The following is a 25,430-nucleotide window of genomic DNA, read 5'->3' as shown; positions in this document are numbered from 1 at the left end:
AATTTTAGTGGATTTAAGAAAACCCAGCTTCGGCTGGGTTTTTTTTATTCTAAAATGCCCCCACATGGTGATTGTAGCCATCAGCAGATGGCAAATGCCTTTGAGTTGGGGAGTAAAATGCCAGAACTACCAGAAGTAGAAACTAGCCGCCGAGGGATCGAACCTTTTTTAGTCGGCCATTCAATCGAACATCTTGTGGTTCGCCAGCCTAAACTCCGATGGCCAGTCTCTGATGAGCTGCTTCGATTAAGCGATAAACAGGTGCTCAGCGTGCAGCGCCGTGCCAAGTATTTGCTGATTGAGTTAGCTGATGGATGGATTATTGTTCATCTTGGTATGTCTGGTAGCGTTCGTATCTTGCCCGCTGATGAACCCCCTCAAAAACATGACCATGTCGATATGATCTTGTCGAGTGGCATGATGCTGCGTTACACCGATCCACGGCGTTTCGGTGCTTGGCTATGGTGTAAAGATTTAGACTCATCCAACGTGTTGGCTCATCTTGGACCTGAGCCGCTCAGTGACGAGTTTGGCGGTGATTACCTGTACCAGAAGTCACGTAATAAGAAGACCGCCGTAAAGGCGTGGCTGATGGATAATAAGGTGGTAGTGGGCGTCGGAAATATTTATGCCAGTGAATCATTGTTTACCGCTCGTATTAGCCCCGACCGGCCAGCCGGCTCATTAACGAAAAAAGATGCCGATGTGCTTGTAGCTACCGTAAAAGCAGTGCTTTTACGTTCGATAGAACAAGGTGGTACGACTCTGAAAGATTTTTTGCAGTCCGATGGTAAGCCAGGATATTTTGCGCAGGAACTGCAGGTCTATGGTCGAGCAGGGGAAGCATGCAGAGTGTGTGGTGCGAAAATACTGAGCGGAAAGCACGGGCAGCGCACGACGTTTTTTTGTCCACGCTGCCAGAAGTAGGCGCTAGATGAGTTTTTCACTCAGTGCCTGAGCAATGATCTCAGGCACGAAAGGAGCGATATCTCCGCCGTGGCGAGCGACTTCTTTCACCAGAGAGGATGAGATAAACGACCATTCCTTGGAAGGCATAAGAAAAACGCTTTCCAACGTCGGCATCAAATGGCGGTTCATATTTGCGAGCTGCATTTCATATTCAAAATCAGAAACAGCTCTGAGACCACGAACCAAAATATTGGCATTTTGATGCTGAGCAAAATGCGCCATGAGTTCGCTAAACCCCAAAACTTCCACATTAGGCAGATGAGCTGTCACCTGAGTTGCTAAGGCGACACGTTCTTCGAGACTGAACATCGGTTTTTTACTTGGGCTAGCTGCAATCGCAAGAATAACGTGATCAAACATGTTAGCGGCACGAGTCACTAAATCTAAATGACCGTTAGTCATCGGATCAAAAGTACCGGGATAGATGGCGCGCTTTTCCATGGTTACCGCTCTCAATGGTTCTTTACGGGAAGATAAGGTTCAAGCAGATGTAATAATTTCTGTAATGCACCCTGATTCTGATATAGCACTTCGACGGCGTGGCGACCATAGTAGCTACGGTAGTCTTCATCAGTTAACAGCGTCGTGATCTCTTTTACCAAAGACGCTGCATCTGTCACGGTAATTAAACCATCGGCCTGTTCTAGTCTGGCACAGATATCTTTAAAGTTGATGGTATGTGGGCCCATAAGAACAGGGATTGCGTGCGCCGCGGGCTCCAGCGGATTGTGCCCGCCTCGTTCGACTAAGCTTCCGCCGACAAAGGCAAGATCGGCGATACCGTATAGCAACATTAATTCGCCCATCGTATCGCCAATAACGACTTGAGTTTTGGCTGTGGGAATTTCTCCAGATGAACGAGTGATGTAGCTTAGGTCTGCTTGCTGCGTCAACTTAATGGCGTCGTTGAAACGTTCAGGATGACGTGGGACGAGAATAAGTAGCAGCTCAGGGAAATGCTCTAGCAGCTGTTTGTGAGCATCAATCAAAATGGCTTCTTCGCCTTCGTGGGTGCTGGTTGCAATCCAGACTTGACGATGAGGTGCCCACTGGCGTCGAAGTGTCACCGCTTTAGCGGCGAGCTGTGGCGTGACAGAAATATCGAACTTTAGACTGCCAGTGACGGCTAATTGGGATGGTTTTAAACCCAAGGAGATAAAACGCTCACCGTCTTCTTGGTTTTGCGCGGCTATCAGTGTGATACGACGCAAGATATCACGAATAAAACCACCGAGTTTTGCGTAACCTTTTGCTGAGCGGGCAGACAAACGTGCGTTGGCGATAACAAGTGGTATCTGGCGTTTATTGAGCGCAGTAATCAGGTTTGGCCACAGTTCAGTTTCCATGATGAGAACTAACTTCGGGTTAACGCGGTCTAGAAAGCGATTAATTGAACCTGGTAGATCATACGGCAAATAGACATGCTGAACGTCCTTGCCAAACGCTGACTGCACACGCTCTGAGCCCGTTGGCGTCATGGTGGTTACTGTGATCGGTAGCGTTGGATAGCGATGGCGCAAGGCTCTAACTAACGGGATCGCCGCCAGCGTTTCCCCTACGGAAACAGAGTGCAACATGATCCCACCGGAAAGCATTTTGTTTGAGCAAAAGCCATATCGCTCCGCCCAACGCTTTCTATAGGCAGGAGCTTTACGACCACGCATCCACAATCTGATCCAAATGAGCGGCTGGATTAGGTAAAGCAGTATGGTGTAAAGCGTTTGAAGCATAAGAGGTTTGTATGGTAGGTAAACTTGGTTGGGATTCTAAGTATTTAACTAAGGCAAAGCCATCACTTTTGGTCTTCAACTACCTGAAAAACCGAGAATTCACTTACAACTCATTGTTAATAATGTGGTTTTCGTAAGATTGTATTATTAATTGATAAAATCAATTAGATAGATAATGTTTTGTAGGGTCGCGTTTTCTTTTGTCATAGATAATTCTCTTATTAGTTTGATTTTAAATGATTTATTAATTTTTGTTGGAAATAAGGAATTCGGCACCTGCAATAACTAGTGATACAATAGCAAAATATAAACAGAGAAGATTTTATCAGTGAATTGGTTGCTGTAGAGCCAAGGGCGGTAGCGTGCCTATTCGCGGATCGCCTTTATGCATGAGTTTTCGCATACAGCGTCTTATAACCCGATAGATAAGAGCGGCAAGTGGATAAACAATATAAAAGAATACTCGTCATCAAGCTTAGGTTTCATGGAGACATGCTGCTGACAACTCCAGTCATCAGTACGCTAAAGCTCAACTATCCAGATGCTAAAATCGATGTCTTATTATATGAAGACACTATGCCAATTCTCTCGGAAAACCCTGAGGTTAATGCACTCTACGGGATCAAAAATAGAAAAACATCAGCATTCGAAAAACTACAAAATGTAGCGAAGACGATTAGTTTGCTGAGGAAGAATAATTACGATTTAGTGATTAATCTGACAGATCAGTGGCCGGTCGCTTTTTTAGTTAAATGCTTACAGGCTAAAGATAAAATTTCGCTGCAGTTTCACCACCGTAAATCGATATTTTGGACAAGCTGCTTTAGTGAATCGGTCGAACCGAAAGGTATGCATATCGTTGAGCGCAATTTATCGACTCTTGCGCCTCTGGGTTTGCAAAAAATCATCACTGCAACAAAGATGAGCTATCAGCCCGATCATTGGTTTGCCATTCAGCAGCAGCTCTCTGAGAACGGTGTAGATAGCCAGCATTATGTTGTCATTCAGCCAACGGCTCGCCAGATGTTTAAATGCTGGGATGAAGAAAAATTCTCAGAGGTTATTGATTCATTAGAATCTCGTGGGTATAGCGTGGTGCTAACCTCAGGGCCAAGCGCTGCTGATATTGCCTGCGTAACTAAAATTAAAGAGCACTGCAAAATAAAGCCTGTTACAGCGTTGGCCGGTAAAACATCGTTCCCCGAGCTTGCGGCTCTGATTGATCATGCGTCTCTGTTTATTGGCGTTGATTCTGCCCCGATGCACATTGCTGCGGCACTGAAAACGCCAATTGTTTGCTTATTTGGCGCCACCGATCACCGATTCTGGCGTCCGTGGAGTGATAGTTTCATTATGTTTTGGGCGGGTGACTATCAGCCAATGCCTACGCGAGACAATCTGGATCGTCATCGTAAATATCTATCCTGTATCCCAGCAAGTGACGTTATTAAGGCTACAGAAAAGCTTCTGAAGGATAGCTCAGATGAACTCATGCCTAGGGATAGCGAATAATGAATATTGCGTTCTGTTTATATAAATATTTTCCGTTTGGTGGATTGCAGCGCGACTTTCTACGTATTGCACTGGCATGTCAGGCTCGTGGGCATCATATCCGTGTTTATGCGATGTCTTGGGAGGGCGAACGTCCAGCAGATTTCGAATATATCCAAGTGCCCACTCGCTCACATTCAAACCATGGCCGAAATAAAGAATATAGTGATTGGGTAACACATGATCTGCAGACTAATCCAGCCGACATCGTGGTAGGTTTCAACAAGATGCCGGGGCTCGATTATTACTATGCTGCAGACGTGTGTTATGCCGAAAAAGTGGCACAGGAAAAAGGATTTTTCTACCGATTAACTTCACGTTATAAGCATTATGCGGAGTTTGAACGAGCCGTATTTTCAAATGAGAGCCACGCTGAGTTGCTAATGCTGACCGGCAAGCAAATTGCAGATTTCAAAAGACACTATCAAACTGCGCCTGAGCGTTTTCATATTGTTCCGCCAGGAATATCTTTAGATAGAAAGTACGATCATCGTCCAGCTAATATTCGTGAAGAATTTCGTCAACGCAACGCTGTTGCTGAAGATGAATTGCTGGTGCTACAGGTGGGGTCTGATTTTAAACGTAAAGGCGTTGATCGGACGTTGCGTGCAATCTCTGCATTGCCAACGGCAGTTAAATTAAAGACAAAGTTAATTGTAGTTGGGCAAGATAAGCCGAAGCGTTATCAAGCACTCGCCGCGAAGTTGGATATTTTATCTCAGGTTCAATTTTACTCTGGCCGAGATGATATCCCTGAATTAATGGCTGCTGCGGACGTGTTAATGCATCCTGCATACCAAGAGTCAGCGGGTATCGTTTTAATTGAGGCGATTGCGGCTGGGCTGCCGGTTATTACGACAGAAACTTGTGGCTATGCTCATCACGTTGCTAGCGCGGATTGTGGAGTGGTGATTTCTGAGCCATTCGAACAACAGCAGTTAAATGAAGTTTTAGCGCGCGGGCTAGATGACAAAAAACTAAGAGATACATGGTCCGAACACGCTAAAGCGTATGCGGATAAAGAAGATCTGTATAGCTTGCCAGAAAGGGCGGCGGATCTCATTTTAGGTGGTAAAAATGATTGAGTTAAAAGAGCCCTTAACCACATTGTGGAAGGGAAAAGATCCTTTTGTTGAAGTAGAGAAACTTCAAGGGGAGGTTTTTCGTGCTTTGGAGACTCGTAAAACGCTTCGTTTTTCTTTAGCAGAGAAATCATATTTTATTAAAATTCACTATGGCACTACGCTAAAGGAAGTTTTGAAAAATCTGATTTCTTTCCGTATACCTGTATTGGGAGCCGATCGTGAGTGGAAAGCGATTCACCGTTTGTACCAATTAGACGTTGATACCATGAAAGGCATTGGCTTCGGTCAAACGGGAACTAATCCACTGACGCGGAAATCTTTTATTATTACTGAAGATTTGGCGCCCACAATTAGCCTAGAAGATTACTGTGCTGATTGGGAGCAAACCCCCCCTGATTTTCGTATCAAGCGTATGCTAATTAAGCGATTGGCAACGATGGTGAGGAAGATGCATCGTGGTGGAGTAAATCATCGCGATTGTTATATTTGCCATTTTTTACTTCATTTGCCGTTCGATGGCGATGAAAGTCAGCTCAAATTATCGGTTATCGACTTACACCGATCGCAGATCCGTGACAAAGTACCGAAACGTTGGAGAGATAAAGATCTGATTGGTTTATATTTCTCATCTTCCAATATTGGGCTGAGTAAAAAAGACATTCTTTATTTTCTTAAAATTTATTTTGATGCCCCGTTGCGTCAAACATTGACGCAAGAGCGGGAATTGCTAGAAAAAGCGATTACTAAGTCTGAAAAAATTAAAGAACGTACTATACGCAAATCGCTATGACCGATCTTTCAGTGTATTGAGAGGATAAGTGAGAAACTATGTTTTTCCATGAAGAGCAGTACATCAAGGACGTCATAACATATATTGGTAATAAACCTGACGATAGCAGCCAATACCAGAATATTGCTTACGGTACAGATAAAAATTTTTTGTTTGGCTGTGCAGTATCAATCACGTCATTTCTTATCAATAATTCAGAGCTAAAATTTAATTTCCATGTGTTTACCGACTCTTTTTCTGAGAGCGATAGAGAAAAATTTAAAGCATTAGCCGAGCAATATAAAACGAATATCTCTATTTATCTCGTTAATGCAGATAGTTTAAAATCTCTGCCAGAAAATAAGCTTTGGACATATGCTATTTACTTTAGATTCATTATTGCTGATTATTTTAGCGGAAAGTTAGAACGCATTACATATATTGATTCTGATGTTGTATGCAATGGTTCAATACAAGAACTTGTTCATCTCCCTCTGAATGGCGCTGTGGTTGCTGCAGTTACTGAGCGTGATGAGAAGTGGTGGCTTCAACGTGCTGAGGTGTTAGGGAATGATCTTATCGCCAAAGGGTATTTTAATACGGGTGTTTTGGTAATTGACTTAGCTGAATGGCAAGCACTTGATGTTAGCATGCAGGCTATGAAGTCATTAAACGATAGTGATATAAGAAGCAAACTGACTTATTACGATCAAGATGTGCTCAATATAATCCTAGCTGGACGGGTAATGTTCTTAGATAAGAAATACAATACACAATTTAGTTTAAATTATGAACTAAAAAAGAATTGTAAAAGCCCTGTTGACGAAAATACGGTACTCATTCACTACATCGGTCCAACGAAACCTTGGCACGAATGGGCTCAATACCCCAGTGCGACACCGTTTTATCAAGCGAAAAAGCACTCCCCTTGGGGGACGGCATCGCTAATAAAGCCTCAGAGTAGTAGCCAGCTTCGCTACTGTGCTAAACATAAATTTAATCAGCATAAATCCTTTGAAGGCATCTACTTTTACTTTATGTATTTTGTAAAGAAGATGTTTGGATGAAGTTCAATATCAATATTCGGATATTTTCATGATTGTTAGTAAAAGTATAAAAAATTTCAAAGTCTACATTAAAGACAATAATGAAATTTATGAAAACATATTCAGGGATTTTCTCAATAATGATCTTGATGTCATAAAAGTATTTCGCAGTATCGAAGACACCAAGGTTTCATTGATCAATACTCCTCATGGAAAATTTGTATTTAAGGTTTTTGCGCCAAAAGAAAAAAAAGTTGAACGTTTTTTTAAGTCTTTTGTTAAAGGCGACTACTACCTGAATTTGTTGCTTCAAACTGATAGGGTAAGAAATGAAGGAATTACATTCCCGAATGATTTCTATCTGTTAGCGGAGAAAAAAATATTTAACTACGCTAGCGTATTTATCATGATAATTGAATTTGTTGATGGTATTGAACTATCGGATGTTGAAGATTTCAATGAAAACATTCGTGCTGAAATTAATAATAAAATGAATGAATTACATCAGCATAATATGGTTTCTGGTGATCCGCATAAAGGCAATTTTATTTTATCACAAGATGGAATAAGAATTATCGACTTATCGGGCAAAGCGTGTAATGCAAAACGGAAAGCCAAAGATAGAATAGATATGGAAAGACATCTTAATATTGATAATTCTGTTAATGATTTTGCTTATTATTCTGTTGTGTATAAAAATATTTTGCGTCAAAAAATAAAATCCTTTAAAGCAAAAATAAAAATGTTTTTAGGGTTTAAAAAACGTAAGGCCTAAGTTAATTTTATGAATCATCCTCAATACATTTCAAAAAATGATGTAGATATGCTGATGAAAGAGAAAATGCATGAAAATGCAGTTGTTTTTCTTTCAGGCCCAACATCGGTAAATACACCAATTTCATTACTCAATAAATCAGATGTCATAGCGGTAAATGGCTCTGCTCGTTATCTCATTGAAAATGAAATTAAACCATTTATTTATGTATTAACGGATGACCGGTTTTTATTACAAAGAAACGACGACTTTAAGTTTTTTGTTAAAAATAGCCAACATACTATAATTAATTGTGATGTATTTGAGAAAGCAAGTTTAGAGGACAAGCAATTTCTGCAAGAGAATTGTCACATCATGAAAATGCTTTATAAAAGAGAAAAGGGTGGTTTTTTTAAAAAGATAAAATTCAAAATTTTGTCACTGAGAAATAAAAATATTTTAATTGACGTGCCAATGTCAAAAAGAAGACGATTAGTTGGCTTTAGTTTAGATATTAGTGATGGATATTGTTCTTGTCATACCGTGGCATATGCCGCAATCCAAATCGCCTATAGTTTACGTTATACAAAAATCATATGCTCTGGGCTAGATTTAGTGGATTCGTGCTCTCGCTTTTATGATAAGAATGGAGAGCTTTCTATGCCATCTGAACTGAGTCGTGATTTAGTAAAAATACTTCCTTTCTTCCAATTTATGAGAGATAACGTTACAGATATTAATATCTATAATTTATCGAATAACACTGCGATTGATTATAACGTCATACCGTATATTGAAGCTGATGAATAGAATAATTAATTGTAAAAAAAGAGCCCAATGGGCTCTTTTTTTGCTTAATTATTTTATAAGTATTTCTTTGCATGTAGAGCAAAAAGAATAGAGATGATGATCGTTAGGTTTTCTATTCGTACAGTTTCGAACGCTGCTCGAACACAAAAATCACCCACAAATATCAACGTAAGTATTAAGAATGCTTCTTGCGATAAACCTGTGCTACAGCGATATCCTTTTATACTAGAAACTAGTGTAGATACGAGTAGATAGTAAAGCGCAAACAACCCTAATATTCCTCCAGCGAACCAAATTGAAAGCGTTAAGTTATGCGGTCCGATAGATTGTTTAAAACGCCAGTCAGGGTAGCTTGGAGAGCGTTCATTATAAACATGATGATAAAGATCGTTACCAAAGCCATAGCCTTTGATAGGGTTTTCTAGGATAAGATCGAGTGCTGCACCCTGCGTACCATTTTCATAACGACCACTACTGTCAGTTTGTTGCAGTTTGTGGAATAACGTTTTGACCTGCTGTGGATCTTTTTGATGAGCGGCAAATAGGCCGAAACCGATCACGACTAGTGCTATCAAAGGTAACTTCCATTCGCGTTTAATCAGTGCCCAAATCAATGCGGGAACTGCTAATGATAGCCAAGTCCCTCGTTGCAGTGTGCCAAGCATAAGAATAGCGAAAATTGCTGCAAGTATAAAGAATAGTATTTTGTACTTTTTTCCAGGTATAACCCATAAAGTGAGTATGGCTGGGAATATAAATATTAGAGTGTCAGAAATTCTGCGGTGTTCGAAGCTGGTAAATGGAATAATACCTATTTTGTATTCTTCAATATATTGATTAATCTCTGTTCCGGTTAGGATAACCAGCGTTGTGATTAGAGCCGCTATTAGCATAGTGGCTATTTTGCTGTTGTCTTCTTTATGAAGAACAGCTGCAATCATCACGGATACCAGAAGCATTTTTTCAAAAACTGTGTTCAGAGCACGCTTTAGGCTTAGCGATGGTTCTACTGAAATTGCTATTGCATATATTATTGCGATGCAAAAGATAGTTAAAGATAAGAAAAGGTTATTCTTGAAAATGCTGAATATTTTTTTCCTCTGCTTAACGATATAAACTAATCCAGTTATGTATATAGCGTAGCTAATTGCATGTTTGTATCGACTTACCCCATCAAAAAAATAGGTTACTATAAATAAAAATACAATAGATCTATTCCATATAGACTGCCAATCGATGTTCCATCTCTGATTTGGTAGTACTGAACTCATATATACTCCGAAGAGAAAACAACTCTTATTAAATTTTAGCCAAAGCGTTAAATACAGTATTAGCTGACAAATTAGTTAATGATTTATCCTGAGAACAACACGCCACCTGATTTTTTCCATATCCTCCAATCAACCCCGGATCGGTTGGGCCATAGAGCGTAATATTTGGTCGATCGAGTGCGGCTGCGAGATGGCTTAGCCCAGTATCGACAGATACGACAGCCTTCGCGCCCGCGAGTACTTCTGCCACCTGTTCTAACGATAAACGTGGCAACACCTCTACATGACTGAAACCTTCAGCCAAGCGCTGAGCGCGTTGGTGCTCATGTTCCGCCCCCCAAGGTAATTTAATCTTCATACCTGTCGGCTCAACCAGAGCAATAAGGTCACGCCAATGTTCTTCAGGCCAGTGCTTATCGTCGCGCGTTGTTGCATGTAAGAACACGAAATACTGGCCGTGATCCGCTGGGAGATGGCTGAGAAAACGCTGAGAGATAGCGTAGTCCCCTCTGCTTTCTGGTTTTGTGTAGCCTAAGCTCAGTGCAAATAACTCACGTGTTCTTTCGACCGCATGCATTTTTTTATTAATGCTGTAGCGATGATTGAAGAACCAGCTGGCGAAGGGTTCACGAGCGCTTTGACAGTCTTGTCCGTGGCGCGGGCCTTTTGCTATACGGGTGATTAACGCTGCGCTTTTTATCAGCCCCTGAGCATCAATGACGGCGTCATAGGTGCGGCGTTGAACTTCTCGTTTGAAATCACAGCGTTCTTGACGTGTATTAGCACCAAACCAGTTCTTCCTCCAGCGGCGGATGGCCACTGGGATCACGCGATCGACCGCAGGATGCCAGCTTGGTATCTGCGCGAACCCTTCTTCTACCACCCAATCAAATTTAATATCTGGAATGGCATGCATAGCATCTGTCAGTGCTGGTAACGTGTGCAGCACATCGCCCATCGATGAGGTTTTGACAATCAAGACATGCATTACTGCTGGGTATCCTTTGGTAATAACTCGTTCAATGCTTGCATAACAACATCAGGTTGAATATCGATCAGGCTCTGGTGATAGCCTTGATTTGCATCACCTTTGCGTATTTTCAGATAGCCCGTGATCAAGCGGATGACTTTGGCTTTGTTTGACAGCGGTGGTGTGAAATCTGGGCTGCTAGGACCATAAAGCGCGACCAGTGGTTTATTAAGCGCGGCGGCTACGTGCATTAAGCCGGAGTCGTTCGTCACAATTGCCTGGCATGCCGCAATTAAAATCACGGCTTGATCTAAGTTTGTTTGCCCGGCGACATTCAAACAATATTCGCGGGCGTCTTCCGTAAGCGCTTGGCAAATCTCTTCACCGGCTTCGTGGTCTTTGGCTGAGCCAAAAAGAGCAACCTGATAGCCTTGCTCAATCAGCTTCTGTGCTAGCGAAGCGTAGTGGTAGTGCGGCCATCTCTTGGCTGGACCAAATTCTGCTCCAGGGCAGAAACCAATAATTGGGCGGTGGTCTGTCAGATTAAACGCCGCCGCTGTTTCAGCAATCTCTTCATCTGAAACACTGAGCGCTGGCCAAAGCAGTGGCTGCGGCAAATCTTTAGCCGATTTTATCCGCTGTGATGGGTAAGCCAACGCGACATACCGTTCAACCATTAACGGGAATGCGACTTTGTCGAGCTGGCGGACATCCGTCAGCAAGCCATAGCGCATTTCACCTTTCCAACCAGTCCTAGCTGGAATGCGAGCAAAGAAAGGGATTAACGCAGATTTAAACGAGTTTGGCAGCACGTAGGCACGATCATAGCCTTTATCACGCAGGCTTTTGCCTAAGTGGTAGCGCTCGCCCAGCGCAAAAGAACCATGCCCTAAGGGCATGGCGATCGCTTCGTTAACTTCAGGCATTCGCGCTAACAAAGGACGGCACCAGTTCGGTGCCATCACGTCAATTTTAGCGTCAGGATGTTCGGCCTTCAGGGTTCGATACAAGCTTTGCGACATCATCATGTCGCCTACCCATGAAGGGCCGATAACCAGTATTTTCATACCGTGTTTCATTCCTTACGGTTGTGGAGCCGTGTTTAGGCTTTGTTATTCAGCCACGCAAGATATTCGCTCACGCCTTCAGCAACGGTTTTAAACGGTTTGTCATAGCCAGCCGCACGTAGTTTGGTGGTATCAGCTTTGGTGAAACCCTGATAGCGGCCTTTTAGTTTGTCTGGGAAAGGAATGTAGCTGATGCTGCCTTTCTGATGATAGGCAACAACCGCGTCAGCGACGGCTTGGAATGATTCAGCACGGCCAGTACCGCAGTTAAAGATGCCTGAGATGCCTTTCTGCCAGAACCACAGGTTCACATCAGCAACGTCACCTACATAGATGAAGTCACGTTTGAAGCCATCGCTGCCTTCAAACAGCTTTGGATCTTCGCCGTTGTTGATTTGGTTATTCAGATGGAATGCAACGCTTGCCATGCTGCCTTTATGACCTTCACGAGGACCATAAACGTTGAAGTAGCGGAAGCCACAAATCTGAGATTCTGCCTCTGGCAGGATCTGGCGAACATACTGATCGAACAGGAATTTTGAGTAGCCATAAACGTTTAATGGGCCTTCGAATTCGCGTTCTTCGGTAAATTGCTCCGTTAAGCCATAAGTGGCGGCGGAAGATGCGTACAAGAATGGGATCTGGCGTTCCAAACAGAAATGCAGCAGTTCTTTAGAGTATTGATAGTTGTTATCCATCATATACTTGCCATCCCATTCGGTCGTGGATGAGCATGCACCTTCATGGAAAACGGCTTCGATATCGCCGAAATCATCGCCAGCCACAACGCTGGCAATAAAGTCTTCTTTATCCATGTAGTCGGTAATGTCTAAATCGACCAAATTAACAAATTTAGTGCCATCTTTAAGGTTATCGACCACGAGAATGTCGCTGTAGCCTTTATTATTCAGTGCCTTAACGATGTTGCTGCCGATCATGCCAGCGCCGCCGGTTACAATAATCATGAGATTTACCTTTAAATAAACGAAACAGTGGCGCACAACGCCCCACGTTATATGACCTCATAATAGCATTTCATGCTTAAGCATTCAGCGTATAGGGCATGAATCTGAATCAAAAGCCCCTAAATTAGGCCTCATACTGTCATGAGTGGTGCATGGCGACTAATTCATAACTGAAAGTAATTATTTCCCTTAATCCTGCAACAGCGTGATATCTGCTGCATTTTTCACATTCTGTGAGTTACAAACTCGTTTCATTTGCAACAAGGCAGTAATATGTTTCACAAACTTGCCCATCCAGGAGATAACACCATGTCTGCGGATTTTTACCAGCAGCTGACCCAGCAATTAGAAACGACCCGTTCCGAAGGTCTGTATAAAAATGAACGTATTATTACTTCTGCACAGCAGGCTGATATCGCGGTTGCAGATGGCCGCCATGTTATTAATTTCTGTGCAAACAACTATTTAGGTTTGGCTAACCACCCTGCACTGATCCAAGCAGCGAAGGAAGGCATGGATTCTCATGGTTTTGGTATGGCATCTGTGCGTTTTATCTGTGGCACTCAAGATAGCCATAAGCAGCTAGAACAGCGATTGGCTGATTTTTTAGGTATGGAAGACTCCATTTTATATTCTTCCTGCTTCGATGCTAACGGCGGATTGTTCGAAACGCTGTTAGGCCCTGAAGATGCCATTATTTCCGATGCGTTGAACCATGCTTCGATTATCGATGGCGTGCGTTTGTGTAAAGCCAAGCGCTATCGCTACGCCAATAACGATATGGCTGAACTGCGTGCCCAGTTAGAAATGGCGAAGGCCGATGGTGCTCGCCATATCATGATTGCGACCGACGGCGTGTTCTCAATGGATGGCGTTATTGCCGATCTGAAATCGGTGTGCGATTTAGCCGATGAATATGGTGCGTTGGTGATGGTTGATGATTCCCATGCGGTTGGCTTCGTTGGTGAAAATGGCCGTGGCACCCATGAATATTGTGAAGTGATGGGGCGTGTTGACATCATCACAGGTACTTTGGGGAAAGCATTAGGTGGTGCATCCGGTGGTTACACTGCAGGGCGCAAAGAAGTGATCGAATGGCTGCGCCAGCGTTCGCGTCCTTATCTGTTCTCCAACTCTTTGGCGCCTGCCATCGTTGCTGCATCAATCAAAGTGCTTGAGTTACTGGCTGATGGTGATGAACTGCGCAACCGTCTGTGGAGCAACGCCCGTTTATTCCGTGAAAAAATGAGCGCGGCGGGCTTCACTTTAGCGGGTGCCGATCATGCCATTATCCCTGTGATGTTGGGTGATGCAAAATTGGCGCAAGAATTTGCTAATGAATTACTGAAAGAAGGCATCTATGTAACAGGATTCTTCTTCCCTGTTGTTCCTAAAGGTCAGGCGCGTATTCGTACCCAAATGTCTGCTGACCATACACCAGAACAAATTGAACGCGCAGTCGCGGCCTTTATTCGTATCGGCAAGCAGCTGGGTGTGATTGCCTAAGGAACTCATCGTTATGAAAGCATTGTCAAAACTGAAGGCGGAAGAAGGGATTTGGATGACCGATGTGCCTAAGCCAGAGCTTGGGCATAACGATATCATGATTAAAATCCGTAAAACGGCGATTTGTGGCACTGACGTCCATATTTACAACTGGGATGAATGGTCGCAAAAAACGATTCCTGTACCGATGGTCGTTGGGCATGAATACGTGGGCGAGATTGTTGCGATCGGGCAAGAGGTCACCGGCTACAAGATTGGCGAACGTGTTTCTGGTGAGGGACACATCACCTGCGGACACTGCCGTAATTGTCGTGGCGGACGTACGCATCTATGCCGAAATACCACGGGGGTGGGTGTTAATCGCACTGGCGCATTTGCTGAGTATTTAGTTATTCCTGCATTTAACGCGTTTAAAATTCCAGACAATATTCCTGATGAATTAGCGGCCATTTTTGACCCGTTTGGCAATGCTGTTCATACCGCGCTTTCATTCGATTTAGTGGGTGAAGACGTTTTGGTTTCCGGTGCTGGGCCGATTGGCATTATGGCTGCCGCAGTGTGTAAACACGTTGGTGCGCGTAATGTCGTGATTACCGACGTTAATGAATATCGTCTGGATCTAGCCCGTAAAATGGGTGTGACCCGTGCTGTGAATGTGAGTAAAGAAAACCTCACTGATGTGATGAATGAGCTTGGTATGACCGAAGGCTTTGACGTTGGTTTGGAGATGTCTGGAGCACCGCCAGCGTTCCGTGCAATGTTGAGCACCATGAATCACGGTGGCAAAATTGCGATGCTGGGGATTCCACCATCAGATATGGCCATTGATTGGAATCAGGTGATTTTCAAAGGGCTGTTCATCAAAGGCATTTATGGCCGTGAGATGTTTGAAACGTGGTACAAGATGGCCGCGTTGCTGCAATCAGGCTTGGATTTGAGCCCTATCATCACTCACCAGTTTGGTATCGATGATTTCCAAAAAGGTTTTGATGCCATGCGTTCAGGCCAATCTGGCAAGGTTGTTCTGAGCTGGGATTAAGATCTTTATATGAGTAAAAGCCCCAAATAGGGCAATGCCGTTCGTTTAAGAGCTCGAGATACTCGGGGCTAGCACACCGCGGGGCGCTCCGGCAGCTAAAGCTGCTACGACCCCATCGGTGTACTTCCCCTAAAATCACGCTTAAGTGAACGGTATTACCCAAACAGGGGCTTTTATTATTAGTGAGATAACGGCTCTTCAGCGGTTTTTCTCAGTTGGTGGTAATCCAATTTCTCGTAGCGATTGTCGAGAACGGAGGAATCACCTGCGAATTTCTCAATGACAGCGTTAATATTGGCGAATGTCCCTCGCTGCGCATCGGTAACCCCTAGCCATGTTGCGATGAGGATATCATTGTAGCTGGTTGAGAAAACGGCGTTGACTTGCCCAGTTTCATCTTTATCTTGTGGTGCTAATGCTGGGCTATACCATATAAACATAGGTACATGATAAGCCTCTTGGCTAGGTGTAATACCACCGTGAAAATAAGGCGCACTTTGTCTTGGATCTCGTTCTAACGCATGGTCAGAGAAATAAAACACCGAAGCTTTATTTTGCTTTAACAAACCAAATACTTCGCCTAATAAACTGTCCGTGTATCGAACTGAATTATCGTAGCAAGCATCTATATCATTAGATTTATCAAATACGGTTTCGTTTGCTGGGTATCTTTTACATGCAGGCTCATGACTGCCATATAAATGCAGGACAATAAGTTTTTTATCATGCGTTGGTTTCTGTAGTGCCTTTTTTAGATGGGGCAGCAGTTCTTTGTCATAACCTTTAATATACAGTTTATCTTCAGCATTCATGGCAATGCCTGCAACAGAAGAGCCATAGTTGCCAAAGGCTGTTTGCGCACTTAGCCACATAGTGTGGAAGCCAGCTTGGTTAGCTAAGTTAATGATATTGTCTGAATAGTTTGTAATATTATGATTATGAATATTGTCTGCACTCAGCGCCATAGGTACAGCAACGGATGTAAATGGCACGCCGCTAATCGCTTGGTTAAACAGTTTTAAATACGGTTCTTGTGCTTCTAACTGAGGCGTAGTTGGCTTTTGGTAGCCGTAAATACTCATATTTTTAGCGCGTTCTGATTCGCCAATAATCAATACATAGGTATCAATACCTGTATCTTTAACGCTAAGACTATAGCGCGGTGCTGCCCCACTAATATTCTTCAAGATTTGGCTTTCCTGTATGGCTGTCAGGAAATAGCTCATGTTAAAGAAAGGCATGTAGGTTGTGAATCGGGCAGCAACTTTGAGCTCTGAGCTTGCGCCTTCACTGGCTGGACGTTTTTTAACGAACTTCACAGAAGAGGCCAGTGCAATAGCACAGATAACAATCAGCAGAGTTCCGGTTATTTTTTTGGAGATCATTCTTCCCTGTGCAGGGCGGATAGCCAAAATAAACAAAACAAGCAATGCTAGGCAGATAATGACAAAGCGAATATAGACGCCAAGCATTGCAAGCATCTCGATGGGATTACTTTCAAGTGTGCTGGCAGCAAAGCCATCGTTAAATGGCGTTTTGAAAGTAAACCAAGAGTAGAGGCTAAGGCTAATATCCGCGGAGCAAAGAAACAGAAGCGGTAAGGCTAGAATGATTCGTAGAGGCGTTGACCGAATCGCTTTAAGAAATAATAACGATAAAGTGAAAGTCACAATGCGGTAAGACATGTGAATGTTGGGAGCCATCAGTATATTGATAATACTGAAAATAACTACGCTAATAATTAGCAGTAAATACTCTTTCCCAAAGAGTAAGTAAGGTGTTTTTTTATACATTTTAGTTTGGTAATTAATTCATAATCCGCAATGCAACATTATGCCGGATTATGAATTAATTTAATACTGACGCCATTACAGCCAGTAATGCCAGCGGGCCTGAATAAATTTCACCGGAGCTGAATTTGCTACGCTGGTGCCAATAGCATCAAACATGGCGGTGGCATACACCTTCTCTGGCGCTTTTTTGCTGATGCATTGTTTAACACCACGGAATGGGTTACGTGGTTTTTGCTGTGTTGGCAGCGGATTCTTATCTGGCACTGAAGCGCCATTAAGCAGTGAACTAGGGCGAACCAATACAATATCTGTCGGTAATGACGGCAGCATTTGTTGTAATACGCGTACCGTTGATGGATGCGGGTGACCGATAGCTATTGCAGACCCACTTTTCCGTGCGATTTGAATAGCGCGGTTAAACTGTTGGCGGATAGCGGCTTCGTTTTGAGAATCATCAAGAAAGACTTTGCGCTTAATGACCTTAATCCCAGTGCCGGCAGAGGCGTTTGTCACTTGGCTATTGCCGATCGTCATGCTGTCGAGAAAATAAAGAAAATGATACTGCTCCAGTGTGCGCATGACTTTCTGCATGCCCTGCAGGTTTGACGTCATCAGGCTGCCCATATGGTTGTTCATCCCAACGGCATAAGGCACAGCGTTTACGGATTGGCGGATGATGCGCTGGATTTCAGCCTCGCTCATTGAGGGCTGTAATGTGTCTTTTTCTAGCGGTTGTTTGCTAATGGGCGCCATTGGCAGGTGGATCAGAATTTCGCGCCCCTGAGCATGCGCTTTGTTTGCCATTTCACGTGCATGAGGTGCGGTGGGTAAAACGGCAACCGAGATGGCCAAGGGCATTTGCAGGATTTTATTTTCTTCTTGTGGGCGATAGCCAAAATCGTCGATGACGATGGCTAATTTTCCGGCATAGGCAGATACCGTGCTACAGGTGAAAATCAGAAGTGCGGAGGTGACAGCATTGAAAAATCGCAATGTGTTTTCCCTTGTTGTTGCAGGAGCGGTAACTGCGGGTGAATGAGGGCTCTTGGGGCTAACGTCCAAGCCACGGTAGTGGGTTGACGGCTTGGCCTTGGCGGCGAATTTCAAAGTAAAGAGCAGGCTGGCCTTGGCCACCGCTATTACCGACCAGTGCGATAGGCTGTCCGGCGCGAACCTGTGCGCCGACGTTAACCAAAGCGCTTTGGTTATAGCCGTACAGACTCATATCGCCTTTACCGTGTTCAACCACAACGACCAGACCATAACCTTGCAGCCAATCGGCTAGCAGTACGCGACCATCTGCGATGGCTTTCACTTCACTGCCTTCAGATGCGGCAATAACCATCCCTTTCCAGCGCAGTTCGCCTTGAAGCGTTTCGCCGAAACTGTGAATGGTTCGGCCACGAACGGGCCACATCGCCTGACCATTACCACGTCCTAAACCACCGGTACGCGCTATCAGTGAACGCTCGCTTTCCGTTGGTTTGTATTTATACGTCGTGCCTTTTTTCTTCGCCTGCGCTTCTTTAGCCTTCATTTGGGCTTGAAGCTTGGCGGCTTCGCGTGCTTCACGTTCGGCGCGAGCTTTTGCTTCACGCTCGGCTTTGGCGATCTGATCGCGCAAGCGCGATTCGTTCGCTTTCATTTCGGAGAGCTGTTGCTGATCTTTAGCCAGTGAGCTTTCCAATGATGACAGGGTTTTTTGGCGCTGAACTCGGGCTGATTCCAGTTGCTGTTGCGCTTGCTGCTGCGTAACCAGAATCGCTTTTTGCTGATTCTGTGCGGCTTCCAGCTCTTTCTTTTCGCTGGCTAAGTCGGTGCGGGTTTGGTTTAACTTATCGATATTTTTTTGGCGTGCTTCATTGAGATAACCAAAGTAAGCCAAAATACGCTCACTGCGCTGGCTTTCCTCACCGCTCAGTAAAACCTGAATACCGGTATGTTTGCCTAAACGAAAAGCCATATCGAGCTGATGCTCGAGCAGCTTCAGGTGTTTGTTTTCTTGCGACTGCAGTTTTTTAATCGATGCGGTCAGCTTGGTAACGTTGGCACTTAGCGTTGCCAGTTCAGACTGCGTTTCTCGAAGAGAGCGGCTTGCCTGAGCAATGATTTTTTCCTGCGCTTTAAGCTGATCTTGCAGCGAACTGCGCTGTTGTTGCTGCTGTTTGACGGCTTTTTCTTTTTCAGCAATGTTTTGCTGAATAGATTTTAGCTGCTGTTTGTTGTCATCAGCGGCCTGAGTGGGGAATGAGGAAAACCATGCGCCAGCATAGAGTACGCTGGCACACAGTATCGGTAACATGCGAAACGCTGCGGGAGTAGGCGACAAACGAGTTGGTTTATCGCCGATGTTTTTATCCGCTTTGAGCGCTAAGGCTACCTTTGATTCGTGAAATTGATCTTTTCCCCTCATGGGGATCGATTATTCCACGATGAACAGCGGCTTACCAGTCATCTCTTTAGGCACTTCCATGTCCATCATGGTCAGCATGGTGGCCGCGATGTCAGACAATTTCCCGCCTTCAACAGCTTTAGCCGGTTTGCCAACGTAGATTAATGGCACTGGCAGGTTGGTGTGAGCGGTATACGCAGCACCAGTAACCTGATCGCGCATCAGCTCGGCGTTACCGTGGTCCGCAGTGATCAGCAATTGGCCACCTACGTTTTGTACGGCTTCGACGACCTGACCAACACATTGATCCAGCGTTTCAATGGCTTTTACTGCGGCATCGTAAATACCGGTGTGGCCAACCATGTCGCCGTTAGGGTAGTTACAGATAATCGCATCGTATTTACCGCTGTTGATAGCGCCAACTAGTTTTTCGGTCAGTTCAGCAGAGCTCATTTCTGGCTGCAGATCGTAAGTCGCCACTTTTGGCGAGTTGATCAGGATGCGGTCTTCGCCTTTGAACGGCTCTTCCACGCCACCGTTGTAGAAGAAGGTCACGTGAGCATATTTTTCAGTTTCAGAAATACGCAGCTGAGTTTTGTCATGCTTCATCAGCCATTCACCGAAGGTGTTTGCCAGTGAAGATGGTGGGTAAGCGCAAGCCGCTTTGATGTCAGCCGCATATTCAGTCAACATCACGAAGTTGCTGAAGTTAACCACTTTGTTGCGTTTGAAACCGTCAAAGTCAGCGTTAACGAAGGTGCGAGTGATCTGGCGAGCACGGTCAGCACGGAAGTTCATGAAGATCAGCGCATCGCCGTCGTTCATGGAGGCATCCGCTTCACCTGCCGCTTTGATTACGGTTGGTTTAACAAACTCGTCGTTTTCGTCGCGAGCGTAAGCCGCTTCAAGACCGGCAACCGCATTTTCTGCGGTGTATTCGCCTTTCGCTTCGGTCAGCAGGTCGTAAGCTAACTGAACGCGATCCCAACGGTTATCACGGTCCATTGCATAGTAACGACCAATGATGGACGCGATGCGGCCTTTGCCCAATTCGGCAAATTTCTCGGTGAATCGTTTCAGTGTATTCTCAGCACTACGCGGCGGGGTGTCGCGTCCATCCAAGAATGCGTGCAGGTAGATCGCTTCTGCGCCACGCTTGGCAGCCAACTCGACCATAGCAAGAATATGTTCTTCGTGGCTATGAACGCCACCCGGAGACATCAGACCCATGATGTGAACGGCTTTGCCCAGAGATACGGCTTTATCAACCGCACCGACCAGAACTTCATTAGCAAAGAAGTCGCCGTCTTTGATTTCTTTGTCCAGACGGGTCAGATCTTGATAAACGATGCGGCCTGCGCCAAGGTTTACATGACCAACTTCAGAGTTACCCATCTGGCCGTCAGGCAGACCCACGTCCAAACCGGAAGCAGAAATCAGGGTGTGCGGATACTCTTTCCACAGACGATCCATAACTGGACGTTTAGCGTTAAGAATCGCGTTATCTTGGGTTTCTTCGCGGTAACCATAACCGTCTAGAATTACCAGTACCATTGGTTTTTTGGCGCTCGACATTGCAACAACCTCGTTTCTTTATAAGTTCAAAGTTTGAGTTCAAAATACGTTCAAGTGTGAATAGCCGTTTAGGTTAAAACGGAATCACTCACACGCCCGCAGAGCGGTGCCTAAGCAAAGGCCGAATAACATACACGGCTATTTGCACTCAAAGTAGTGTAATTTTACTACAGTCTGTGGTGAATTGAGCGCAGAAAGATCAAATGATCGTTTCTGTACCTTGTTTCAAGCCGGTAAATCCTGTCTGAAACATAAAAAATTTCGGGTTATGCCGCAGATTCGTTTTTAGTAACAGGTCTTCTGGCTGTAATTGACGCACTGCGCAGGTATACTCTGACACTTTGATTTTATCCCTTAACTGACGGGAGTCGTTACACCCCATGCAAATGCAAGAGATTATGCAATTTGTGAGTGCCCATCCCATACTTAGCGTAGCGTGGATTGTTCTGTTTGTAGCAGTGCTGGTCACCACCTTTAAAAGCCGTTTCTCCAAAGTAAAAGAAATTACTCGTGGTGAAGCCACTCTTCTGATTAACAAAGAAGATGCCGTTGTTGTTGATACCCGTACTCGCGAAGATTTCCGCAAGGGTCATCTGACAAACTCTCTGAATCTGACGCCTAGCGACCTGAAAAATGGCAGCTTTGGTGAGTTAGAGAAACATAAAACTCAGCCAGTTATCGTGGTTTGCGCCAATGGCATGAGCTCTCGTGAATCGGGTGAGCATTTAGTGAAAGCGGGCTTTGAGCGCGTTTATACGCTGAAAGACGGTATCGCAGGCTGGAGCGGTGAGAATCTGCCTTTAGCTCGCGGCAAATAATTTGCAAGGAATTCATCATGGCAAACATTGAGATCTATACCAAAGCGACCTGTCCTTTCTGTCATCGTGCGAAAGCGCTGTTGCAGTCAAAAGGCGCTCAGTTTAATGAAATTGCTATTGATAACGATCCGAAAAAGCGCGAAGAAATGATTGAGCGCAGCGGTCGTACAACCGTGCCACAAATTTTTATTGATGGGCAGCACATTGGTGGCTGTGACGATTTACACGCGCTGGATGCAAAAGGCGGCCTCGACCCGTTGCTGTAATCCGTGCGGTATTCGCCCCATAATTCCCATTTATGGATATTAACTTAAAAGGTATTAACGCTATGTCAGAACAAAACAACTCAGAGATGTCTTTCCAGATCCAACGTGTTTACACCAAAGATATCTCTTTCGAAGCTCCAAATGCGCCAGCTGTATTCCAGAAAGATTGGCAGCCAGAAGTTAAACTGGATCTGGACACTGCATCCACTCAACTGGCTGACGGCGTGTTTGAAGTGGTGCTGCGCGTAACGGTAACGGCAACTCTGGGCGAAGAAACTGCATTCCTGTGTGAAGTTCAGCAGGCAGGTATCTTCACTATTTCTGGCATCGAAGGAACTCAGATGGCGCATTGTCTGGGTGCTTATTGCCCGAACATCCTGTTCCCGTATGCACGCGAATGCATCACTAGCCTGGTTTCTCGTGGTACTTTCCCACAGTTGAACCTGGCTCCAGTGAACTTCGACGCACTGTTCATGAATTATTTGCAGCAGGCTGAAGGCGCAGAAGGTGCTGAACCGCAGCCTCAGGATGCCTAATGAATAACCCTACGGCTTCAATGACCGTCATCGGTGCCGGTTCTTACGGCACCGCTTTGGCAATTACGCTAGCGCGTAATGGGCACCAAGTGGTGTTATGGGGTCACGACCCTAAACATATCAAAGCACTGGATGCCGCGCGTTGTAATCAGGCATTTCTGCCTGATGTTCCTTTCCCCGATACGCTGACGCTGGAAACCGATCTTGCGAAGGCAATGGCTGCAAGCCGTGATGTGCTGGTCGTTGTACCGAGCCATGTGTTTGGTGAAGTGCTGCGTCAACTGAAGCCATACCTTCGTACTGATTCACGAATCGTTTGGGCAACCAAGGGATTAGAAGCAGAAACAGGTCGTTTGCTACAAGATGTTGCTCGTGAAGCGCTTGGCCCTGACATTCCTTTAGCTACGCTGTCAGGCCCAACGTTTGCCAAAGAACTGGCTGCGGGTTTACCTACTGCAATCGCACTGTCATCTACTGACGCACAGTTCACCGACGATTTACAGCAGCTACTACACTGCGGCAAAAGCTTCCGTGTTTATAGCAATCCTGATTTCATCGGTGTACAGCTAGGTGGTGCGGTAAAAAACGTGATTGCCATTGGCGCAGGCATGTCTGACGGCATCGGCTTTGGTGCAAACGCCAGAACTGCGTTGATCACACGTGGGTTGACCGAAATGAGTCGTCTTGGCGTTGCGCTGGGTGCCGATCCAACCACCTTTATGGGGATGTCTGGATTGGGTGACTTAGTGCTGACCTGTACTGACAACCAGTCTCGTAACCGCCGTTTTGGGATTATGCTGGGGCAGGGCGTTGGCGTGCAGGAAGCGCAGGATAAGATCGGCCAAGTGGTTGAAGGCTATCGAAATACCAAAGAAGTGATGGCCTTGGCCCAACGCTTTGGTGTGGAGATGCCTATCACTGAGCAAATCTATCAGGTGCTTTATTGCCATAAAGATGCTCGTGAAGCGGCGTTGACGCTGCTAGGCCGAGCGCGCAAAGACGAAAAAACCAGCCGTTAGAGATCAAGTTTTTAACATCAAGGCTTGACCATGCTACGGCTGGTCTGATTAATTGTTGTCTGAATTATAACTATAGCTGATATAGTAACGGCAGCAATTAAATTGATTGAAGGGAGTGTTGTATGTCGATAGAAGAACTAGAACAAATCTGGCAATGCATCAAAACCGAGGCGCGTGGTTTAGCCGAGTGTGAGCCGATGCTGGCTAGCTTCTATCACGCAACACTCCTTAAGCATGAAAATTTGGGCAGTGCGCTGAGCTATATTCTGGCGAATAAACTGGCCAATGCCATTATGCCAGCGATTGCTATTCGCGAAGTGGTGGAAGAGGCGTATCGCGCCGACACCAATATGACCGACTACGCGGCACGCGATATTCTCGCGGTTCGCCAGCGAGATCCTGCGGTAGATAAATACTCCACGCCATTGCTTTACCTGAAAGGTTTTCATGCCTTGCAGGCCTACCGTATTGGTCATTGGTTATGGTCGCAAGATCGCAAAGCACTAGCCATTTACCTACAAAATCAAATCTCGGTTGTCTTTGGCGTTGATATTCATCCTGCGGCGCGTATTGGCTGCGGGATCATGCTCGATCATGCGACGGGTATTGTGATCGGCGAAACGGCCGTGGTTGAAAACGACGTGTCTATTCTGCAATCCGTAACACTGGGTGGTACGGGTAAAGAAGGGGGCGATCGTCATCCGAAGATCCGTGAAGGCGTTATGATCGGCGCGGGCGCTAAAATTCTGGGTAATATTGAAGTGGGTCGCGGAGCCAAGATTGGTGCGGGTTCGGTGGTTCTACATCCTATTCCTGCTCATACCACGGCGGCGGGTGTGCCTGCGCGCATCGTGGGGCGTCCTGAAAGTGAAAAGCCGTCTATGGATATGGATCAGTTGTTTAACGGTTCACACGATGGTTTTGAGTTCGGCGACGGAATTTAACAGCAGGTTCATTTCATTCTACGGGGCAGACACTCGCCTGCCTCGCATATCACAGTAAAACTTACTCTTTGAGCAAAGCACCTTCGTAGCCTAATTGGCGCCATGCTTCGTAAACCACCACTGAAACTGCGTTAGACAGGTTCATGCTGCGGCTGCTAGCAAGCATTGGGATGCGGATCTTCTGCTGTGCAGGAAGTGCATCCAAAATGTAGGCGGGTAGGCCACGTGTTTCTGGGCCAAACACCAGATAATCTCCGGCCTGATAGCTCACGGCGCTGTGCGCTGGAGTACCTTTAGTGGTCAATGCAAACAGGCGTTCTGGTTTTTCGCTATCGAGAAACGCTTGATAGTCATGGTGCTTCTTCAGCGTAGCAAATTCGTGATAGTCCAAACCTGCGCGGCGTAGGCGTTTGTCATCCCATGTGAAGCCTAAAGGTTCAATGAGGTGCAAGCTAAAGCCAGTATTGGCGCAAAGACGGATGATGTTGCCGGTATTCGGTGGGATTTCAGGTTCAAATAAAACGATATTAAGCATGTGATGCGCCCCCAAGGTCA

Annotated in this window: 25 protein-coding genes; 14 read left to right on the top strand and 11 right to left on the bottom strand. The window is 45.2% G+C overall.

Features of this window, described 5'->3' with window-relative positions; all coding sequences use genetic code 11:
- Window positions 1–117: 117 nt before the first annotated feature.
- Window positions 118–927 (top strand): bifunctional DNA-formamidopyrimidine glycosylase/DNA-(apurinic or apyrimidinic site) lyase, encoded by an 810-nt coding sequence (mutM, locus tag RSC70_RS13305; protein ID WP_332542725.1) that lies wholly within the window; start codon window positions 118–120, stop codon window positions 925–927.
- A gap of 3 nt (window positions 928–930) precedes the next feature.
- On the opposite strand, the gene coaD is transcribed toward mutM, so the two are convergent.
- Window positions 931–1,410: a pantetheine-phosphate adenylyltransferase gene (coaD, locus tag RSC70_RS13300; protein WP_025801513.1), complete on the bottom strand. Its 480-nt coding sequence runs from the start codon at window positions 1,408–1,410 to the stop codon at window positions 931–933.
- 11 nt (window positions 1,411–1,421) lie between these two features.
- On the bottom strand, window positions 1,422–2,699 hold the full coding sequence (waaA, locus tag RSC70_RS13295) for a lipid IV(A) 3-deoxy-D-manno-octulosonic acid transferase (RefSeq protein ID WP_234618865.1): 1,278 nt from the start codon (window positions 2,697–2,699) through the stop codon (window positions 1,422–1,424).
- Window positions 2,700–3,137: 438 nt separating this feature from the next.
- Between waaA and rfaQ the strand changes: the two genes are divergently transcribed.
- The 6 genes from rfaQ to waaZ are packed head-to-tail and all read left to right on the top strand — an operon-like array spanning window position 3,138 to window position 8,714.
- Window positions 3,138–4,211 carry a lipopolysaccharide core heptosyltransferase RfaQ gene (gene rfaQ, locus RSC70_RS13290; RefSeq protein ID WP_332542720.1) on the top strand — a complete coding sequence of 358 codons (1,074 nt, stop codon included), beginning with the start codon at window positions 3,138–3,140 and terminating at the stop codon, window positions 4,209–4,211.
- On the top strand, window positions 4,211–5,335 hold the full coding sequence (locus tag RSC70_RS13285) for a glycosyltransferase family 4 protein (protein ID WP_332542719.1): 1,125 nt from the start codon (window positions 4,211–4,213) through the stop codon (window positions 5,333–5,335). Before rfaQ ends, RSC70_RS13285 begins: the two co-directional genes overlap by 1 nt.
- Window positions 5,328–6,125 (top strand): lipopolysaccharide core heptose(I) kinase RfaP, encoded by a 798-nt coding sequence (gene rfaP, locus RSC70_RS13280; RefSeq protein WP_332542718.1) that lies wholly within the window; start codon window positions 5,328–5,330, stop codon window positions 6,123–6,125. The genes RSC70_RS13285 and rfaP overlap by 8 nt, the downstream gene beginning before the upstream one ends.
- Before the next feature lie 38 nt (window positions 6,126–6,163).
- Window positions 6,164–7,171, top strand: a complete 1,008-nt coding sequence (gene waaO / locus RSC70_RS13275; protein WP_304183812.1) for a lipopolysaccharide 3-alpha-galactosyltransferase — start codon at window positions 6,164–6,166, stop codon at window positions 7,169–7,171.
- A gap of 28 nt (window positions 7,172–7,199) precedes the next feature.
- Window positions 7,200–7,925 (top strand): lipopolysaccharide core heptose(II) kinase RfaY, encoded by a 726-nt coding sequence (rfaY, locus tag RSC70_RS13270; RefSeq protein WP_332542715.1) that lies wholly within the window; start codon window positions 7,200–7,202, stop codon window positions 7,923–7,925.
- 9 nt (window positions 7,926–7,934) lie between these two features.
- On the top strand, window positions 7,935–8,714 hold the full coding sequence (waaZ, locus tag RSC70_RS13265) for a 3-deoxy-D-manno-oct-2-ulosonate III transferase WaaZ (protein WP_282815121.1): 780 nt from the start codon (window positions 7,935–7,937) through the stop codon (window positions 8,712–8,714).
- Between the two features lie 53 nt (window positions 8,715–8,767).
- Here the strand turns inward: waaZ and rfaL are convergent, their stop codons facing one another.
- From rfaL to rfaD, 4 genes are read right to left on the bottom strand one after another with little or no spacing between them, the layout of a single operon-like run.
- Window positions 8,768–9,985 (bottom strand): O-antigen ligase RfaL, encoded by a 1,218-nt coding sequence (gene rfaL, locus RSC70_RS13260; protein ID WP_332542713.1) that lies wholly within the window; start codon window positions 9,983–9,985, stop codon window positions 8,768–8,770.
- 28 nt (window positions 9,986–10,013) lie between these two features.
- Entirely contained in the window at window positions 10,014–10,973 is a 960-nt protein-coding gene (rfaC, locus tag RSC70_RS13255) for a lipopolysaccharide heptosyltransferase RfaC (RefSeq protein ID WP_282808002.1), read from the bottom strand.
- Window positions 10,973–12,022, bottom strand: coding sequence for an ADP-heptose--LPS heptosyltransferase RfaF (rfaF, locus tag RSC70_RS13250; RefSeq protein ID WP_040045232.1), 1,050 nt, complete (start codon window positions 12,020–12,022; stop codon window positions 10,973–10,975). The genes rfaC and rfaF overlap by 1 nt, the downstream gene beginning before the upstream one ends.
- Window positions 12,023–12,057: 35 nt before the next feature.
- Window positions 12,058–12,987 carry an ADP-glyceromanno-heptose 6-epimerase gene (rfaD, locus tag RSC70_RS13245; RefSeq protein WP_332542711.1) on the bottom strand — a complete coding sequence of 310 codons (930 nt, stop codon included), beginning with the start codon at window positions 12,985–12,987 and terminating at the stop codon, window positions 12,058–12,060.
- A gap of 309 nt (window positions 12,988–13,296) precedes the next feature.
- Here rfaD and kbl point away from each other — a divergent pair, with 309 nt between their 5' ends.
- A complete protein-coding gene (gene kbl, locus RSC70_RS13240; RefSeq protein WP_043490096.1) occupies window positions 13,297–14,493 on the top strand; it encodes a glycine C-acetyltransferase in 1,197 nt (398 codons plus the stop codon).
- A 13-nt stretch (window positions 14,494–14,506) separates the two neighbouring features.
- Window positions 14,507–15,532, top strand: a complete 1,026-nt coding sequence (gene tdh / locus RSC70_RS13235) for an L-threonine 3-dehydrogenase (RefSeq protein WP_025801499.1) — start codon at window positions 14,507–14,509, stop codon at window positions 15,530–15,532.
- A 179-nt stretch (window positions 15,533–15,711) separates the two neighbouring features.
- Here tdh and RSC70_RS13230 read toward each other — a convergent pair whose 3' ends face one another.
- The 4 genes from RSC70_RS13230 to gpmM all read right to left on the bottom strand — a co-directional run bounded on the left by RSC70_RS13230 (window position 15,712) and on the right by gpmM (window position 21,292).
- Window positions 15,712–17,325, bottom strand: coding sequence for a phosphoethanolamine transferase (locus RSC70_RS13230; protein ID WP_332542710.1), 1,614 nt, complete (start codon window positions 17,323–17,325; stop codon window positions 15,712–15,714).
- Between the two features lie 75 nt (window positions 17,326–17,400).
- A complete protein-coding gene (locus RSC70_RS13225; protein WP_432707160.1) occupies window positions 17,401–18,318 on the bottom strand; it encodes a divergent polysaccharide deacetylase family protein in 918 nt (305 codons plus the stop codon).
- Between the two features lie 58 nt (window positions 18,319–18,376).
- Entirely contained in the window at window positions 18,377–19,738 is a 1,362-nt protein-coding gene (gene envC, locus RSC70_RS13220) for a murein hydrolase activator EnvC (protein WP_063586084.1), read from the bottom strand.
- A 9-nt stretch (window positions 19,739–19,747) separates the two neighbouring features.
- Window positions 19,748–21,292 (bottom strand): 2,3-bisphosphoglycerate-independent phosphoglycerate mutase, encoded by a 1,545-nt coding sequence (gene gpmM / locus RSC70_RS13215; RefSeq protein ID WP_103008787.1) that lies wholly within the window; start codon window positions 21,290–21,292, stop codon window positions 19,748–19,750.
- A gap of 386 nt (window positions 21,293–21,678) precedes the next feature.
- Between gpmM and RSC70_RS13210 the strand changes: the two genes are divergently transcribed.
- The 5 genes from RSC70_RS13210 (at window position 21,679) to cysE (ending at window position 24,875) form a co-directional block, all read left to right on the top strand.
- On the top strand, window positions 21,679–22,110 hold the full coding sequence (locus tag RSC70_RS13210) for a rhodanese-like domain-containing protein (protein WP_332542724.1): 432 nt from the start codon (window positions 21,679–21,681) through the stop codon (window positions 22,108–22,110).
- Window positions 22,111–22,127: 17 nt separating this feature from the next.
- Complete coding sequence (gene grxC, locus RSC70_RS13205) at window positions 22,128–22,376, top strand: glutaredoxin 3 (protein WP_025801494.1); 249 nt, start codon at window positions 22,128–22,130, stop codon at window positions 22,374–22,376.
- A gap of 62 nt (window positions 22,377–22,438) precedes the next feature.
- Window positions 22,439–22,912: a protein-export chaperone SecB gene (gene secB, locus RSC70_RS13200; protein WP_040045303.1), complete on the top strand. Its 474-nt coding sequence runs from the start codon at window positions 22,439–22,441 to the stop codon at window positions 22,910–22,912.
- Complete coding sequence (gpsA, locus tag RSC70_RS13195) at window positions 22,912–23,931, top strand: NAD(P)H-dependent glycerol-3-phosphate dehydrogenase (protein ID WP_046457280.1); 1,020 nt, start codon at window positions 22,912–22,914, stop codon at window positions 23,929–23,931. The genes secB and gpsA overlap by 1 nt, the downstream gene beginning before the upstream one ends.
- Before the next feature lie 122 nt (window positions 23,932–24,053).
- Window positions 24,054–24,875, top strand: a complete 822-nt coding sequence (gene cysE / locus RSC70_RS13190; protein WP_040045225.1) for a serine O-acetyltransferase — start codon at window positions 24,054–24,056, stop codon at window positions 24,873–24,875.
- 61 nt (window positions 24,876–24,936) lie between these two features.
- Here cysE and trmL read toward each other — a convergent pair whose 3' ends face one another.
- Window positions 24,937–25,410 carry a tRNA (uridine(34)/cytosine(34)/5-carboxymethylaminomethyluridine(34)-2'-O)-methyltransferase TrmL gene (gene trmL, locus RSC70_RS13185; protein ID WP_040045302.1) on the bottom strand — a complete coding sequence of 158 codons (474 nt, stop codon included), beginning with the start codon at window positions 25,408–25,410 and terminating at the stop codon, window positions 24,937–24,939.
- Between the last annotated feature and the right edge of the window lie 20 nt (window positions 25,411–25,430).

The organism is Hafnia sp. (assembly GCF_036648275.1).
GTDB lineage: Bacteria > Pseudomonadota > Gammaproteobacteria > Enterobacterales > Enterobacteriaceae > Hafnia > Hafnia alvei.
The sequence above is the reverse complement of the archived record's forward strand: the minus strand, read 5'-3'. Positions and strand labels throughout refer to the sequence as shown.